We start from the raw sequence: 14,702 nt of genomic DNA, 5'->3' as shown, positions 1-14,702 counted from the left end.
GTCGGGAACACGACGAAAGCCGGGTGCCCATGGCGTGATCGCCATGGGCACCCGGCCGGAACTCCCCCGAAGGAGTGAGGGACGTCAGCCCACCGAGCTGTAGGCGACGACACCCCGCAGCAGCGAGTCGACGGCCTTGCGGGCGTTCTTGGCGACGGTGCTGTTCTCCTTGGGCGCGGCGGCGGCGATCTGTCCGAGCACGTCGATCACCTGCTTGCACCAGCGGACGAAGTCCCCGGCGGGCATCTCCGCCTCGCGGAGCACCTGGTCGAGGCTCTTGTCGGAGGCCCACTGGTAGGCCGCCCAGGCGAACCCGAGGTCGGGCTCGCGCTGGCCCACCCCCTCCGCCTGGTTGATCTTGAACTCCTCTTCGAGGGCGTCGAGGCGTCCCCAGATCCGGACCATCTCGCCGAGGGCCGCCTTGGCGTCGCCGGTGGGCAGCTTGGGTGCGACGGCGTCGTCGGCCTGACGGGACTCGTACACCAACGCGGAGACACAGGCGGCGAGTTCGGGCGGGGTGAGGCCTTCCCAGACCCGGTCGCGGAGGCATTCGCTCGCCAGCAGGTCGAGTTCGCCGTAGAGACGGGCGAGCCGCTTGCCGTTGTCCGTCACCTCGTCGCCGCGCAGGTAGTCGAGCTCGGTGAGGAGCGCGACGATCCGGTCGAAGGTGCGGGCGATGGTGTTGGTGCGGCCCTCGATGCGCCGCTCCAGCTGTCGGGTGTCGCGCTGGAGGCGGTGGTAGCGCTCGGCCCAGCGGGCGTGGTCCTCGCGCTCGTCGCAGCCGTGGCAGGGATGGGCGCGGAGCGCGGCGCGCAGCCGGGCGATCTCGCGGTCGTCGGCGGCTGCGGAGCGGTTCTTGCGGTGCCGGTCGGGGTTGATGTGACCGGCCTTGCTGCGCAGCGCGGAGGCGAGGTCGCGGCGGGACTGCGGGGAGCGCGGGTTGAAGGACTTGGGGATCCTCATGCGCTCCAGCGCCTCGACCGGGACGGGGAAGTCGATGGAGGCGAGCCTCTTGACCTGCCGCTCGGCGGTGAGGACGAGCGGGCGGGGGCCGTCGTGGTGCTCGAAGCCGCGGTGTCCGTTGGTACGGCCCGCCGGGATGCCGGGGTCGAGGACGAGGGCGAGGCCGGCGAACTTCCCGGTGGGGACGTGGATGACGTCGCCGGGCTTCAGCTTCTCCAGGGAGCCGGCCGCCTGGGCACGGCGCTGGGCGGCGCCCTGCTTGGCCAGCTCCGTCTCGCGGTCCTTGAGGTCGCGGCGGAGCCGCGCGTACTCCTCGAAGTCTCCGAGGTGGCAGGTCATGCCCTCGCGGTAGCCCTCCAGGCCCTCTTCGTTCTTCTGGACCTGGCGGGAGATCCCGACGACGGAGCGGTCGGCCTGGAACTGCGCGAACGAGGTTTCGAGGAGTTCGCGGGACCGGTGTCGGCCGAACTGGTCGACGAGGTTGACCGCCATGTTGTACGAGGGCCTGAAGCTGGAGCGCAGCGGGTACGTGCGCGTGCCGGCGAGTCCGGCGAGGTGGCCGGGGTCGAGGCCGCGCTGCCAGAGGACGACGGCGTGTCCCTCGACGTCGATGCCGCGGCGTCCGGCGCGGCCGGTGAGCTGCGTGTACTCGCCGGGGGTGATGTCGGCGTGCTGCTCGCCGTTCCACTTGACCAGCTTTTCGAGGACGACGGACCGCGCGGGCATGTTGATGCCGAGGGCGAGGGTCTCGGTGGCGAAGACCGCCTTGACGAGGCCGCGGACGAACAGCTCCTCGACGACCTCCTTGAAGGTGGGGAGCATGCCCGCGTGGTGGGCGGCGACGCCCCGCTCCAGGGCTTCGAGCCACTCGTAGTAGCCGAGGACGTGGAGGTCCTCGCCGGGGATGGAGGCGGTGCGCTGCTCGACGATCTCGCGGACCCGCTGCCGGGCCTCGTCGTCGTTGAGGCGGAGCCCCGCGTGGAGGCACTGCTGGACGGCGGCCTCGCAGCCGGCGCGACTGAAGATGAAGGTGATGGCGGGCAGGAGGCCCTCGGCGTCGAGGCGGTCGATGACCTCGGGCCGGCCGGGGGTCCAGATGCGGGAGCGCTGGCGCCGCTCGCGCTCGCGGTCGGCCTCGCGGACCATCTTGCCGCGCCGCCGGTCGCGCGGGTTGTACGTGCGCGTGTTCTCGGTGCGGGCGAGGCGGAGGAGGTCGGGGTTGACCTCGCGCCGGGAGGCGCCGCGGCCGCCGTGATCGGTCTCCTCCTCGAAGAGGTCGTACATCCGGCGTCCGGCGAGGACGTGCTGCCAGAGCGGCACGGGGCGGCTCTCGGAGACGATGACCTCGGTGTCGCCGCGGACGGTGTCGAGCCAGTCGCCGAACTCCTCGGCGTTGGAGACGGTCGCGGAGAGCGAGACGAGGGTGACGGATTCGGGGAGGTGGATGATCACTTCCTCCCAGACGGCGCCGCGGAAGCGGTCCGAGAGGTAGTGCACCTCGTCCATGACGACGTAGCCGAGGCCGGAGAGGGCCTGGGAGCCCGCGTAGAGCATGTTGCGGAGGACTTCGGTGGTCATGACGACGATCGGCGCGTCGCCGTTGACGCTGTTGTCCCCGGTGAGCAGGCCGACCTTGTCGGCTCCGTAGCGCTTGACGAGGTCGGCGTACTTCTGGTTCGACAGCGCCTTGATGGGGGTCGTGTAGAAGCACTTGCGGCCCTGGGTGAGGGCCAGGTGGACGGCGAACTCGCCGACGATGGTCTTGCCGGAGCCCGTGGGCGCGGCGACGAGTACCCCCTTGCCGGCTTCGAGGGCCCTGCACGCCTCGATCTGGAAGGGGTCCAGGTCGAAGTCGTACATCTCGCGGAAGGGGGCCAGCGCGGTGGCTCGCTCGGCGTTGCGGGCGAGGGCGGCCGCATACGCCTCGGCTGGTGTGAGGTCCTCTGTCATCTTGTTGTCGAGACTACCCGCCACCTCTGACAGTGACGCGATCTTTATCGCGCGATGTGGACCGGCGGGAGCGGATCGTCCTGGCGGTGTCCCCCCGGGCGGGGCCGGGGGGACACCCGCGGGATCAGGTGATGTCGTCGTACCCGTTGAGGCGCCGTGCGCCGCCGTGCTCCCCGGTGGCCTGCTCGGGCAGGGCGCGGGGGGCGCTCACGGCCTCGACGGCGCCGACCGTCTCGGGGGTGAGGTCGAGGACGGAGGCCTCGTCGTCGTCGAGCTCGGCGTCGGGGTTGCCGCGCCTGCGCCGCCGGTCGTTGAGGAGGGAGAAGCCGACGGCCCCGAAGTACAGGACGGTGATGGGCCCGGCGAGGGCGATCATGCCGACGGGGTCGGTAGTGGGGGTGACGACGGCGCCGAAGACGAAGACGCCCATGATCACGCCGCGCCACCAGCCGGCCATGCGGCGGCCGGAGAGGACGCCGGTGAGGTTGAGCATCACCAGGACGAGCGGGAGCTCGAAGGCGAGGCCGAAGACGAGCACCATGCGCAGGGTGAAGTCGAGGACGTCACCGAGCGAGAGGAGGTTCGCGGCGCCCTCGGGGGTGAGGCTGATGAGGACCTTCACGCTGATGGGGAGGATGAGGTACGCGAGGTAGGCGCCGGCGGCGAAGAGCGGCACGGCCGCGCCGACGAAGGCGTACGTGTACTTCTTCTCGTTCCTGTGCAGCCCGGGCGCGATGAAGGCCCAGAGCTGGTAGAGCCAGACGGGGCTGGCGACGACGAGGCCCGCGGTGAGCGACAGCTGGATCGTCGTGCTGAACGGGGCCATCAGCGTGGTGAAGGTGACGACCGCGCAGTTTCCGCCGTCACTGGTGACGCCCGGTGGGCATTTGGGTACGGGTTTCACCAGGAACTGCATCAGCTCCTCGCTGTACACGAGGGCGACGATCGTCACCGCTGTGACGGCGAGGAGACCCTTCGCCAGGCGGTTGCGGAGTTCGCGGAGGTGCTCCACGAGGGGCATCCGGCCCTCGGGATCCTTCTCCTGTTTGCGGGCAGACTTGAGCAACCCACGTCCTCATCTCGTGCGGCAGGCCGTCGCCCGGTGCGGCGGCCGCGGCGGACCGGGTCAGCGCTTGGTGGTGTCCGTGGGCTCGGTCACGGGACGCGCGCTGGTCACGTCGCCGGGAGCGGCCTGGATGGTGCGCGGGACGGACGGGTCCGTCGTGGTTCCGGGGTGCGGCGGGTCGGCGGGCGCGCTCTGCTGGTCGTCGGACTTCATCGCCTTGGCCTCGCTCTTGAGGATGCGGGCCGACTTGCCGAGCGAGCGGGCCATGTCCGGGAGCTTCTTGGCGCCGAACAGCAGGATGATGACGACGAGGATGAGGATGATCTCGGTGGGGCCGAGCCTACCCATAGCTGTTTACCTTCTTCACCGAGGCGACATGGAGTGCGTGCCCGGCGGGTCGGACAGGTGTCCGGCCACCGCGCTGTCTGCGATCGTAACCCGCAGGAGTAAACGGGGGGCAATGCCCGTGCGTACTCCCGATTGCGTCCCGCGTGCCCCGGCCGGGGCCGCTTCTCGCAGCGTACGGCACGGGTTCAGCGGAGCGTCTCGCCGGTTCGGGCGAGGTCGGTGGCGGCGTCTTCGAGCTCTTCGGCGGCGCGGGCGATCCGTTCGCTGGTGCGGGCCACTTGACGGCCGAGGCGCTGGACCTCCAGGAAGACCTTGACGGCGAGGACGCCGAGGACGGCGAGGCCGAGGAAGCCGAGGGCGATGGCGAGCATGGGCCAGAACATGGGGCGAGCCTAGACGGTGGGCGGCGGCGGGCCGGTCAGACGGTGGTGTGGAGGCGCAGTGTCCGGACGCCGCCGCCGGTGAGGAGTTCGACGATGCGCTCGCCGGCGGGTTTGCGGACGGAGCTTCCGCACTCGGGGCAGGTGAAGGAGTAGAAGGTGGTGCGGCGGCTGGCCCCGATGGCGAGGCGCAGGGCGTTCGCCGAGAGTTCGAAGCGGGAACGGCAGTCGGGGCAGGCGGCCTTGAAGAGGACCGGGGCCACCGTCGCCGCAAAACCGTGCATCACGGACATTTCTCTCATCTCTTTCTTCCCGGACCGCTCACCGCGCCCGCCCCGAGCCGCCCGTCCCGGACCGTCCCCGCCGTGCCTCACTCGTTCTCGTACGCGGTGAGCGCGGCGGCCGCAGCCGTCCTGGCGCTGTCGGCGAGCTCGGCCGGCGCGACGATGCGCCCGTCGCTGCCGAGGCGGAGCGCGAGCCGACGCAGCGAGGCGGGGTCCGGCGTGCGCAGGGTGATCCGCAGACCGCCGTCGGGCAGCTCGTCGGCCCGGTCGTGCGGGTAGTACTCGGCGACCCAGCGGCCGCCGGGGCCGACCTCGACCACGACTTCGGGGTCGTCGGCGGAGGGCTGGACCAGGTTCTCGGAGAGGTCCCGCAGCTCCAGCTCCGGCGGCGCGGCGGGCTCGTCCAGGAGGCGGATCTCCGCGACCCGGTCGAGCCGGAAGGTGCGGCGCGCCTCGGAGAGGCGGCACCACGCCTCCATGTAGGTGTGGCCGACGGCGAAGAGCCGGATGGGGTCGACCTCGCGCTCGGTGAGCTCGTCACGCGCGGGCGAGTAGTAGCGCACCCACAGGCGGCGGCGCTCGGAGATCGCCCGGTCGACCTCGGCGAAGACCCCGCCCTCGGCCTCGAAGGTCACCGAGAGCCGGGCGCTGGCCCCGGCGGCCTCGCCGGCCGCGGCCTCCAGCTTGGCGGTGGCGCGCAGCAGGGCCTCCCGGTCGCCCTCGCGGAGTCCCGGCAGGGTGGCGACGGCGCGGGCGGCGACGAGCAGGGCGGTCGCCTCGTCGGCGGCGAGCCGCAGCGGGGCGGCGACGTCGTCGGGGTTGTGCCACCAGATCCGGTCGCCGTCGGTGTCGATGTCGAGGAGGTCGCCGCCCCGGAAGCTGGTGCCGCACATGGGCAGCACGTCCAGGTCGGAGATCAGCTCGTCCTCGGTGATGCCGAAGGCGCGCGCCACGTCGGCGACGTGGGCGCCGGGGCGCTCGCGGAGGTAGGTGACGAGGGAGAGCATCCGCCTCGTCTGGTCGATCGCGTTGGCAGCCATGCGTCCGTCTTCCCCTCAGCCCTTGGCCACGGCGCGCAGCCGGTCCACCACGTCGGCCCGCAGATCGGCCGGTTCCAGTACGACGACGTCGGGGCCGAACTCGACGAGCCAGGCGTCGAGGCCGTGCCCGTACGGGATCTCCAGCTCGTCCCAGCCGTCGGCGCCCTCCCGCACGGACTGGGCGCGGGCCCGCAGCGGGTAGCCGGCACCGGCGCGCAGGCGGATCCGGGCGGAGCGGGTGGCGGTCTCGCCGGCCCAGCTCTCGACGGTCTCCCGGACGGTGACGACGTCGGGCACGGGCGCGGTGAAGGCGCCGGCCCGGGAGCGGACCTTGCCGGTGATCCGGGAGAGGCGGAAGACGCGCTCGGCACCGCGGTCGCGGTCCCAGCCGGCGAGGTACCAGTGGCCGCGCCAGCACTCGAGGGTCCAGGGCTCGACGTGGCGGGTCCCGGGCCGGGCGGCGTTGGCCTTGCGGTAGTCGAAGACGACGGGCCGCCGGTCGCGGCAGGCCAGCATGAGGGGCTCGAAGGCGGCCTCGCGGACCGGGATGCGCGGTTCGAGGGCGCTGGGCTGGACGTCGTACGAGTCCTCCGCCTCGGGCATGCCGGCGGCGCGGAGCTTCTGGAGGGCGCCGCTGGCGGCCCCGGCGAGGCGGGCCTGCTGCCACACCTTGGCGGCGAGGCCGAGCGCGGCGGCCTCCTCGGCGTCGAGGGTGATGGGCGGCAGCCGGTTGGAGTCGCGGCGGGCCAGGTAGCCGGTCTCGCCGTCCAGGTTCTCGACGGTCTCGATGACGAGGCCGAGCTCGCGGAGGTCGTCCTTGTCACGCTCGAACATGCGGTTGAAGGCGTCCTCGCCGCTCGCTTCGAGGTACGCCTCGATGGAGCCGCGCAGTTCGCGCTTGCTGAGCGGGCGGCGCGTCCCGAGCAGGCACAGCGCGAGATTCATCAGCCGCTCGGACTTGGCAATCGCCATCGACGCCCCGCACCTCTCCCGCCGGTTGCACTTCTCGGACGTCCGACCGTACCGCCCCGGGGTCCCGGGAACCAAAGCCGAGGGCCCCCGCCGTGGACGGCGGGGGCCCTCGATGCCTCGTCGGGCCGGGTCAGCGCTTGCCGACGGCCACGAGGTCGCAGACGAAGATCAGCGTCTCGCCCGGGGCGATGGCGCTGCCGGCGCCGCGGTCGCCGTAGGCGAGGTGGGCGGGGATGATCAGCTGGCGGCGGCCGCCGACCTTCATGCCCTGGACGCCCTGGTCCCAGCCCGCGATGACCTGGCCGATGCCGAGCTGGAACTGGAGCGGGGTGCCGCGGTTCCAGGAGGCGTCGAACTCCTCGCCGGTGGAGAAGGCCACGCCCACGTAGTGGACCTGCACGGCGTCGCCGGCCTCGGCGACCTCGCCGTCACCCTCCCAGACGTCCTTGATCTCCAGGTCCTTCGGCGGCTCGCCGCCCGGGAAGTCGACCTCGGGCTTCTCGATGCTCACTGCTGTGTGCTCCTTCTTGTGGTGCGTCGATCCGGAACAGTCTCACAGATCGGTGATCAGGCGACGCCCAGGATGTCGACGGAGAAGACCAGCGTGTTCTTCGCCAGCTCGCTGCTCGGGTTGGCCCCGTAGCCCAGCGCCGGGGGGATCACCAGGAGCACGCGGTCACCGACGTTCTTGCCGACCAGTGCCTTGTCCCAGCCCTGGATGACCGATCCGGTGCCGATCTGGAAGGCGGTGGCGCCCCCGTGGTCCCAGGAGGAGTCGAACTTCTTGCCGTCCTCCCACTTCACACCCGTGTACTGGGCGATGAGTCCCTGCCCGGCCTCGACCTTCGGCCCGGTGCCCTTGATGAGCACCTGCTGCTTCAGCTCGGTGGGGGCCTTCTGCCCCTTCGGGATCGTGATCGTCGCGGCGGCCTGCGAGGGGGCCTTCACCTCCGGCATGCCGGCCTCGGGCGCCGCCTGGGTGCCCTTGGCCTCGGCCTTGGAGTCCACCGCGGCGGCTCCGGCCACGTCGACGACCCAGACCAGGGTGTCGGTGGCCTTGAGGCCCGACTGCGGGTTCAGGTTCTCACCGACCAGCTCGCCCGCCGTGCCCTGGACGAGGACGCGGGAGCCGACCTTCTTGCCCTCCACCGCGTTGAGGACCTTCTCCGGCATCTGCTGGCTGGGCTGGCCGAGCCGCTCGACGGTCTGCGGGTGCGCTCCCTTGGCGGCGGGCGTCTGCTGGGTCCACGTGCCGCCGAGCGGCTTGTCGTCCTGCCACTTCTCGACCGTCCAGTCCAGCCTGACGAAGTCGCCCTTCTTGACCGTCGCCCCGCCGCCCTCCGTCACGGTCTCGATCACCGTCTTGTCGGCGGCCTTGGCGTCCTTGGGGACGACGACGTCGGGCTGGGCGCCGAACTTCCCCTTGACCTCGGCCACCGTGCCGTCCGAGGCACCGTCCTTCTCCGAGTCCGAACCGCACGCGGCGGTGAGCAGCAGGACGGGCACGGCAAAGAGCGCGGCGATACGTCGCTTCGTGTTGTAGTTCATCAGTCCAACTGGGAGTCGGGGCCATGGGAACGTCCACACTCTACGGTGCGGCCCCTGCCCCGCAGGGGTTCCGCCGTACTCGACGGACGGAACCGGGGCCGCGCCCCCGGCGGGGCGCGGCCTTCGGAACGGGAGGTCGGGCCCGGTGCGCCGGACCCGACCTCGCGTGCCGTGTTTTCACCCTTGCGGTGGTCCCGTCACATGCCGGCGATCAGCTTCTCCACCCGGTCGTCGACGGAGCGGAACGGGTCCTTGCACAACACCGTGCGCTGTGCCTGGTCGTTGAGCTTGAGGTGGACCCAGTCGACGGTGAAGTCCCGCCGCTGCTCCTGGGCGCGGCGGATGAAGTCGCCGCGCAGACGGGCCCGGGTGGTCTGCGGGGGCACGGACTTGCCCTCGAAGATCTTCAGGTCGTTGCAGATCCGGGCCGCCTGCCCGTTCTTCTGGAGCAGGTAGTACAGGCCGCGGCGGCGGTGGATGTCGTGGTAGGCGAGGTCTATCTGCGCGACCCTCGGGTTCGACATGGTCATGTTGTGCTTGGCCCGGTACCGCTCGATGAGCTTGTACTTCATGACCCAGTCGATCTCGGTCTCGATGCGGTCGAGCTGCTCGGCCTCGATCGCGTCGAGCGTGCGGCCCCAGAGCTCCAGGACCTGGGCGACGGTGCCGCTGCGGATGCCGCGGCGGTCGACGAAGTCCACGGCCTTCTCGTAGTACTCGCGCTGGACCTCCAGGGCGGAGGCCTCGCGGCCGCTGGCGAGCCGGACCTTGCGCTGGCCGGTGATGTCGTGGCTGACCTCGCGGATCGCCCGGATGGGGTTCTCCAGGGTCAGGTCGCGCATCACGGTGCCGGCCTCGATCATGCGGAGCACGAGGTCGGTGGCGCCGACCTTGAGCAGCATGGTCGTCTCGGACATGTTCGAGTCGCCGACGATGACGTGGAGCCTGCGGTAGCGCTCGGCGTCGGCGTGGGGCTCGTCCCGGGTGTTGATGATGGGGCGCGAGCGGGTGGTGGCGGAGCTGACGCCCTCCCAGATGTGCTCGGCGCGCTGGGAGACGCAGTAGACCGCGCCGCGCGGGGTCTGGAGGACCTTCCCCGCACCGCAGATGAGCTGCCGGGTGACGAGGAAGGGAATGAGGATGTCCGCGAGCCGGGAGAACTCCCCGTGGCGGGCGACGAGATAGTTCTCGTGGCAGCCGTAGGAGTTTCCGGCCGAGTCGGTGTTGTTCTTGAAGAGGTAGACGTCGCCCGCGATTCCCTCCTCGTGCAGGCGGCGTTCGGCGTCGACGAGCAGGCCTTCGAGAATGCGCTCGCCGGCCTTGTCGTGGGTGACCAGTTCGGTCACGTCGTCGCATTCCGGTGTGGCGTATTCCGGATGCGAACCCACGTCGAGGTACAGGCGGGCGCCGTTCCGCAGGAAGACATTGCTGCTGCGGCCCCATGACACGACACGGCGGAAGAGGTAGCGCGCCACTTCGTCAGGAGACAGTCGGCGCTGTCCCCTGAACGTGCACGTGACGCCGTACTCGTTCTCCAGCCCGAAAATGCGGCGGTCCATGTCTGAACATTACGCCTGACGGCCTGTGCTGAAACCGGGTTGGACACTCACGTTCGGATCATTTTCCGATCAGGGCGCGTTCTTTTCGCCGTGCGCGGCGGCGGGAGCGTCCGCGCCGACGGCGTGTCGCGCTTCGGCGGCCGGGGCCGTCGGGACCGTCGGGGCGTTCAGGACCCGGGTGGTGGCGAGGAGGACCGCGAAGGCGACGAGGCCGCCCGCCCCGGCCACCGCGAAGCCGGACGCGGTTCCGGCGAGTTCGACGGCGGGTCCCGCGACGGCGGAGCCGAGGGCCGAGCCGACGCCGAAGGTGGTGACCAGCCAGGAGAAGGCCTCGGTGACGGTGCCGCGCGGCGCGTGCCGGTCGACGACGATGAAGGCGCAGGCGAGGGCGGGGGCCAGGAAGACGCCCGAGAGGACCGAGAGGCCCGTCATGGTGACGGGGCCCGGGACGAGGACCAGCGGCAGGTAGCAGACCGCGAGGAGCAGCACGAGGACGCGCAGGCGCCGCTCGGGCGCCCCGGCCCACTGCCGGGCACCGTAGGCGACGCCGCCGAGGAGCGCGCCGAGGCCGAGGGCGGCCATCAGCCAGCCGTAGACGGCGGGGGCGTTCCGGTCGTCGGCGTAGGCGACGGCGGCGACGGTGATGGAGCCGAGGGCGAGGCCGACGAAGAAGAAGGAGCCGAGGAGGGCGAGGAGGCCGGGCGAGCGCAGGGCGCCCAGCCAGTGGGCCTCGCGGGCCGCGGAGCGCCAGGTGCGGGAGGGCTCGGAGAGGACGACGGCGAGGGCCCCGAGGACGCCCAGGGCGTTGATGACGAGGAGGGCGGCGGCGGGCGACCACAGGGAGACCAGGAGGGTGAGCAGCAGGGGCCCGACGGTGAACATGACCTCCTGGGCGACCGCGTCGAGGGCGTACGCGCGGTGGACCCGGTCCTCGCGGCCGAGGACGCTCGGCCACAGGGCTCGCAGCCCGCCCTCCAGGGGCGGGGTGAAGAGCCCCGCGAGGACGACGGCCGCGTAGGCGAGGCCGAGGTGTCCGATGCCGGTGAGGGCGAGCAGTGTCGTACCGAGGGCGGAGAGGACGGCGGCGGGCAGTTGCACCCGGGGCTGGCCCTTGAGGTCGACGGCCCGGCCGAGGAGGGGCTGGCCGAGGGCGGTGGCGACGCCGTAGGCGGCGATGAGGCCGCCGGCGAGGGTGTAGCTGCCGCCCTGGTCGCGGACGAAGAGGGTGAGGGCGACGGGGCCGGTGCCGTTGGGCAGGCGCCCCACGAGGGTTCCGGCGAGCAGCCGGGCCGCGTGCGGCGCCCGGAGTATGTCGAGATAGCCCCCGCGTGCCGGTGCCTCGGTGGCCATGTCGGTCTCCCCTCGCCCCGGACCCGCCGGGGGTTTTACGTATAACGTGCGACGTCATACGTACCATGTCGGCTGTGCGCGGGTCCACCCCGCGCCCCTGGGACCGTCCGATGCGGAGGCTTGTGTGCAGACCCCGGAGCCGCTCGGCGGCACCCGCCCGACCAGCCGGGACGTCGCCCGGGCCGCGGGCGTCTCGCAGGCCACCGTCTCCCTGGTGCTCGGCGACAAGTGGCGCGGCCGGGTCTCCGAGCGCACCGCCGGCGCCGTGCGGGAGGCCGCCCGGGAGCTCGGCTACCGGCCCAACCTGGCCGCCCGCAACCTCCGGCTCGGCCGCACCAGGACGGCCCTGCTCGTCGTCCCGGCCCTCACCAACGAGTTCTTCGCCCACGTCTACACGGGCGCCGCCGCCGCGGCGGCCCGGCACGGCTTCGGCGTCGTCCTCTACCCCTCCCCCGACGGCGTGGGACCGGCCCGGGACCCCTTCGCCTCCGCGCAGGCCGCCCTCGACGGCGTGATCGCCTCCTCCATGGCGACCGACGCCCTGGAGGCCTTCCGGGGCATCGACCTCCCGCTCGTCATGCTCGACAGCGATCCGGCCGGCACCGGCGCCGCCGCCCATGTGAACCTCGACGTCGCGGACGGCATGCGCCGGGTGACCGAGCACCTGCTCGGCCTCGGCCACCGCCGCTTCCTGCACTTGGCGTCCGCGGCCCCCTCCTGGACCTTCGACGCCCGGGCGGAAGCGCTCGCCCTGGCGCTGCGCGGGACGGACGTCCGCACCGTGCGGTCGCCGCTGAACGTCGCGGACGCGCGGGAGGCGGCGGCCCGTGCCCTCGCCGCCCCCGGGCCCCGTCCCACCGCGGTGGTCTGCGACGACGACATCCTCGCGGCCGGCGTCTACAAGGCCGCGCGCCGGCTCGGTCTGCGCGTCCCCGAGGACCTGTCGGTCACCGGCTTCGACGACATGGCCCTGGCCACGGTGGTCGAGCCGGAGCTCACCACCGTCCGGCTGCCCGCCGAGGAGTTCGGCCGGCGGGGCATGGAGGCGCTCCTCGCCGTCCTCGCGGGCGGACCGCCCCGCCCGGACACCCTTCCCGTCGCCCTGGTCCCCCGGGGCTCCTCGGGGCCCGCCCCGGGTTCCTGAGGCCCCTCCGGGCTTCCCCGGAGGAAGACGCGCCGAGGGACCCCGGCCGCTCGCGCGCGCCGGGGCCCCTCGGGCGGTGCCGTCTACTCCTCGGGAGCCTCGTCGGAGGGCTCGTCCGTCTTGGTCACCGCCGCGTTGTCCGCCTCCAGGAGGCGGGAGAGCTGCCGGCCGACGATCCGCTTGAACTTGCGCTGCTGCGGGCGCGTGCGGTCCAGGACCGCCACCTCCAGGCGCTCGGCGGGGATGTCCCGCTCGGTGCCGTTGGTGTCCCGCGAGAGCGCCTGCACGGCCAGCTTCAGGGCCTCGGCCAGGGACATGCCGTCCCGGTGCCGCTGGTCCAGGAAGGAGCTGATCTGCTCGGCGTTGCCGCCGACCGCGACCGAGCCGTGCTCGTCGACGATCGAGCCGTCGTGCGGCAGCCGGTAGATCTGGTCGCCCTCCGGCTCGGTGCCGACCTCGGCGACGACCAGCTCCACCTCGTACGGCTTCTCCCCCGCGCTGGAGAAGATGGTGCCCAGCGTCTGCGCGTAGACGTTGGCCAGGCCGCGCGCGGTGACGTCGTCCCGGTCGTAGGTGTAGCCCCGCAGGTCGGCGTAGCGCACGCCGCCGATGCGCAGGTTCTCGTACTCGTTGTACTTGCCGGCGGCCGCGAAGCCGATCCGGTCGTAGATCTCGCTGAACTTGTGGAGGGCGCGGGACGGGTTCTCACCGACGAAGACGATGCCGTCGGTGTACTGGAGGACGACGAGGCTGCGGCCCCGGGCGATGCCCTTGCGGGCGTACTCGGCCCGGTCGGCCATGGCCTGCTGGGGTGAGACGTAGAACGGAGTGGACACCGGCGGTCCGTCCCTTTCTTCTGGGCTTCTGGAGCGACGAGTGGTCAGAGCAGGGCGGCGCGCGGCCCGTCGGGCTGCTCGAGCCGTCGCTCGGTGACCGACCGGGCGAGCTCGGAGGACTCGGCCTCGGTGAGCCTGCGGAAGCCCTCGTCGGTGATGACGGTGACGATCGGGAAGATCCGGCGGGCCATGTCCGGGCCGCCGGTCGCGGAGTCGTCGTCCGCCGCGTCGTACAGCGCCTGCACGACCAGCGTGGTGGCCTGCTGCTCGGTCAGGTCGTCGCGGTAGAGCTTCTTCATCGAACCGCGCGCGAAGATCGAACCCGATCCGGTGGCGGCGAAGCCGTGCTCCTCGGAGCGACCGCCGGTCACGTCGTAGGAGAAGATCCGGCCCTTCTCCTTGCCCTCGTCCCAGCCCGCGAAGAGCGGCACGACGGCGAGGCCCTGCATGGCCATGCCGAGGTTGCCGCGGATCATGGTGGACAGGCGGTTCGCCTTGCCCTCCAGGGAGAGCGTCGCGCCCTCCACCTTCTCGAAGTGCTCCAGCTCCAGCTGGAACAGCTTGACCATCTCCACCGCGAGGCCGGCGGTGCCGGCGATGCCGACCGCGGAGTACTCGTCGGCCGGGAACACCTTCTCGATGTCCCGCTGCGCGATCATGTTGCCCATGGTGGCGCGGCGGTCGCCGGCGAGGACGACCCCGCCGGGGAACGTGGCGGCCACGATGGTCGTGCCGTGGGGGGCCTCGACGATGCCCTCCGGAAGCTTCCGGTTGCCGGGGAGCAGATCCGGCGAGTGCGCGGACAGGAAGTCCATGAACGAGGACGAGCCCGGCGTCAGGAAGGCCGCCGGCAGACGCCCGGTGCTACGAGGGTTGGCTTCCACGCGATTCCTTCCGGGTGGGAGAATCGGCCCGCCGTGCGGAGCGCGGGCCGATCTTGCTTGCTGTGCACGGACCTTACCCGTGCCACGGCCTGTCATCCGTCCCCGGACCCACGGCTTCGTCCGGGGCTCCGGGGACGGAGGACTACAGGTGCGCGAAGCGGCTACTCGCCGCCCTTCTGCACGAACGATCGAACGAAGTCCTCGGCGTTCTCCTCCAGGACGTCGTCGATCTCGTCCAGGACGGAGTCCACGTCCTCGCTCAGCTTCTCCTGGCGCTCCTGGAGGTCGGAGCTCGCCTCCGTGGTGGTCTCCTCGACCTCCTCCGTGGAGCGCGTCGCCTTCTGCTGTCCGCCGCCGGTGTCCTTGGTCGCCATGTCC

The 14,702-nt window shown here is 71.9% G+C and carries 15 protein-coding genes; 1 reads left to right on the top strand and 14 read right to left on the bottom strand.

Annotated elements, in window-relative coordinates; all coding sequences use genetic code 11:
- Positions 1-84 precede the first annotated feature (84 nt).
- The 11 genes from ACIP5O_RS28160 to ACIP5O_RS28110 all read right to left on the bottom strand — a co-directional run bounded on the left by ACIP5O_RS28160 (position 85) and on the right by ACIP5O_RS28110 (position 11,460).
- A complete protein-coding gene (locus ACIP5O_RS28160; RefSeq protein WP_401297971.1) occupies positions 85-2,913 on the bottom strand; it encodes a DEAD/DEAH box helicase in 2,829 nt (942 codons plus the stop codon).
- A gap of 124 nt (positions 2,914-3,037) precedes the next feature.
- Positions 3,038-3,934 carry a twin-arginine translocase subunit TatC gene (gene tatC / locus ACIP5O_RS28155; protein WP_401298262.1) on the bottom strand — a complete coding sequence of 299 codons (897 nt, stop codon included), beginning with the start codon at positions 3,932-3,934 and terminating at the stop codon, positions 3,038-3,040.
- Positions 3,935-4,039: 105 nt separating this feature from the next.
- Positions 4,040-4,327 (bottom strand): Sec-independent protein translocase subunit TatA, encoded by a 288-nt coding sequence (gene tatA, locus ACIP5O_RS28150; RefSeq protein WP_401297968.1) that lies wholly within the window; start codon positions 4,325-4,327, stop codon positions 4,040-4,042.
- Positions 4,328-4,512: 185 nt separating this feature from the next.
- Entirely contained in the window at positions 4,513-4,710 is a 198-nt protein-coding gene (locus ACIP5O_RS28145) for a hypothetical protein (RefSeq protein ID WP_356546274.1), read from the bottom strand.
- A gap of 35 nt (positions 4,711-4,745) precedes the next feature.
- Positions 4,746-5,009 (bottom strand): hypothetical protein, encoded by a 264-nt coding sequence (locus ACIP5O_RS28140; RefSeq protein WP_125659056.1) that lies wholly within the window; start codon positions 5,007-5,009, stop codon positions 4,746-4,748.
- 68 nt (positions 5,010-5,077) lie between these two features.
- Positions 5,078-6,031, bottom strand: coding sequence for a helix-turn-helix transcriptional regulator (locus ACIP5O_RS28135; RefSeq protein WP_401297964.1), 954 nt, complete (start codon positions 6,029-6,031; stop codon positions 5,078-5,080).
- Between the two features lie 15 nt (positions 6,032-6,046).
- Complete coding sequence (locus ACIP5O_RS28130) at positions 6,047-7,003, bottom strand: YafY family protein (protein WP_125659049.1); 957 nt, start codon at positions 7,001-7,003, stop codon at positions 6,047-6,049.
- Positions 7,004-7,133: 130 nt separating this feature from the next.
- On the bottom strand, positions 7,134-7,514 hold the full coding sequence (locus ACIP5O_RS28125) for an FKBP-type peptidyl-prolyl cis-trans isomerase (RefSeq protein ID WP_356546270.1): 381 nt from the start codon (positions 7,512-7,514) through the stop codon (positions 7,134-7,136).
- 56 nt (positions 7,515-7,570) lie between these two features.
- Entirely contained in the window at positions 7,571-8,551 is a 981-nt protein-coding gene (locus tag ACIP5O_RS28120) for an FKBP-type peptidyl-prolyl cis-trans isomerase (RefSeq protein WP_401297959.1), read from the bottom strand.
- A 197-nt stretch (positions 8,552-8,748) separates the two neighbouring features.
- Positions 8,749-10,110, bottom strand: a complete 1,362-nt coding sequence (gene pafA, locus ACIP5O_RS28115) for a Pup--protein ligase (protein ID WP_365539998.1) — start codon at positions 10,108-10,110, stop codon at positions 8,749-8,751.
- Positions 10,111-10,179: 69 nt separating this feature from the next.
- Positions 10,180-11,460 carry an MFS transporter gene (locus tag ACIP5O_RS28110; RefSeq protein ID WP_401297955.1) on the bottom strand — a complete coding sequence of 427 codons (1,281 nt, stop codon included), beginning with the start codon at positions 11,458-11,460 and terminating at the stop codon, positions 10,180-10,182.
- Between the two features lie 124 nt (positions 11,461-11,584).
- Between ACIP5O_RS28110 and ACIP5O_RS28105 the strand changes: the two genes are divergently transcribed.
- Positions 11,585-12,604: a LacI family DNA-binding transcriptional regulator gene (locus tag ACIP5O_RS28105; RefSeq protein WP_401297952.1), complete on the top strand. Its 1,020-nt coding sequence runs from the start codon at positions 11,585-11,587 to the stop codon at positions 12,602-12,604.
- Between the two features lie 83 nt (positions 12,605-12,687).
- On the opposite strand, the gene prcA is transcribed toward ACIP5O_RS28105, so the two are convergent.
- The 3 genes from prcA to ACIP5O_RS28090 form a co-directional block, all read right to left on the bottom strand.
- Positions 12,688-13,440 carry a proteasome subunit alpha gene (gene prcA / locus ACIP5O_RS28100; RefSeq protein WP_401297949.1) on the bottom strand — a complete coding sequence of 251 codons (753 nt, stop codon included), beginning with the start codon at positions 13,438-13,440 and terminating at the stop codon, positions 12,688-12,690.
- 44 nt (positions 13,441-13,484) lie between these two features.
- Positions 13,485-14,324: a proteasome subunit beta gene (gene prcB / locus ACIP5O_RS28095; RefSeq protein WP_356546258.1), complete on the bottom strand. Its 840-nt coding sequence runs from the start codon at positions 14,322-14,324 to the stop codon at positions 13,485-13,487.
- Between the two features lie 161 nt (positions 14,325-14,485).
- Positions 14,486-14,698, bottom strand: coding sequence for a ubiquitin-like protein Pup (locus ACIP5O_RS28090; protein ID WP_030213091.1), 213 nt, complete (start codon positions 14,696-14,698; stop codon positions 14,486-14,488).
- Between the last annotated feature and the right edge of the window lie 4 nt (positions 14,699-14,702).

Source organism: Streptomyces sp. NPDC088915 (assembly GCF_044749825.1).
In the GTDB taxonomy this organism is placed as follows: domain Bacteria; phylum Actinomycetota; class Actinomycetes; order Streptomycetales; family Streptomycetaceae; genus Streptomyces.
Note: the sequence above shows the minus strand (reverse complement) of the source record. Positions and strands in the feature narration are given on the sequence as shown.

What these genes read in the sequence shown, in the direction of transcription:
- ACIP5O_RS28090 (WP_030213091.1), bottom strand. Translation starts at nt 14,698, where the DNA reads ATGGCGACCAAGGACACCGGCGGCGGACAGCAGAAGGCGACGCGCTCC.
- tatA (WP_401297968.1), bottom strand. Translation starts at nt 4,327, where the DNA reads ATGGGTAGGCTCGGCCCCACCGAGATCATCCTCATCCTCGTCGTCATC.
- ACIP5O_RS28120 (WP_401297959.1), bottom strand. Translation starts at nt 8,551, where the DNA reads ATGAACTACAACACGAAGCGACGTATCGCCGCGCTCTTTGCCGTGCCC.
- tatC (WP_401298262.1), bottom strand. Translation starts at nt 3,934, where the DNA reads ATGCCCCTCGTGGAGCACCTCCGCGAACTCCGCAACCGCCTGGCGAAG.
- ACIP5O_RS28140 (WP_125659056.1), bottom strand. Translation starts at nt 5,009, where the DNA reads ATGAGAGAAATGTCCGTGATGCACGGTTTTGCGGCGACGGTGGCCCCG.
- pafA (WP_365539998.1), bottom strand. Translation starts at nt 10,110, where the DNA reads ATGGACCGCCGCATTTTCGGGCTGGAGAACGAGTACGGCGTCACGTGC.
- ACIP5O_RS28130 (WP_125659049.1), bottom strand. Translation starts at nt 7,003, where the DNA reads ATGGCGATTGCCAAGTCCGAGCGGCTGATGAATCTCGCGCTGTGCCTG.
- ACIP5O_RS28160 (WP_401297971.1), bottom strand. Translation starts at nt 2,913, where the DNA reads ATGACAGAGGACCTCACACCAGCCGAGGCGTATGCGGCCGCCCTCGCC.
- ACIP5O_RS28135 (WP_401297964.1), bottom strand. Translation starts at nt 6,031, where the DNA reads ATGGCTGCCAACGCGATCGACCAGACGAGGCGGATGCTCTCCCTCGTC.
- ACIP5O_RS28145 (WP_356546274.1), bottom strand. Translation starts at nt 4,710, where the DNA reads ATGTTCTGGCCCATGCTCGCCATCGCCCTCGGCTTCCTCGGCCTCGCC.
- ACIP5O_RS28110 (WP_401297955.1), bottom strand. Translation starts at nt 11,460, where the DNA reads ATGGCCACCGAGGCACCGGCACGCGGGGGCTATCTCGACATACTCCGG.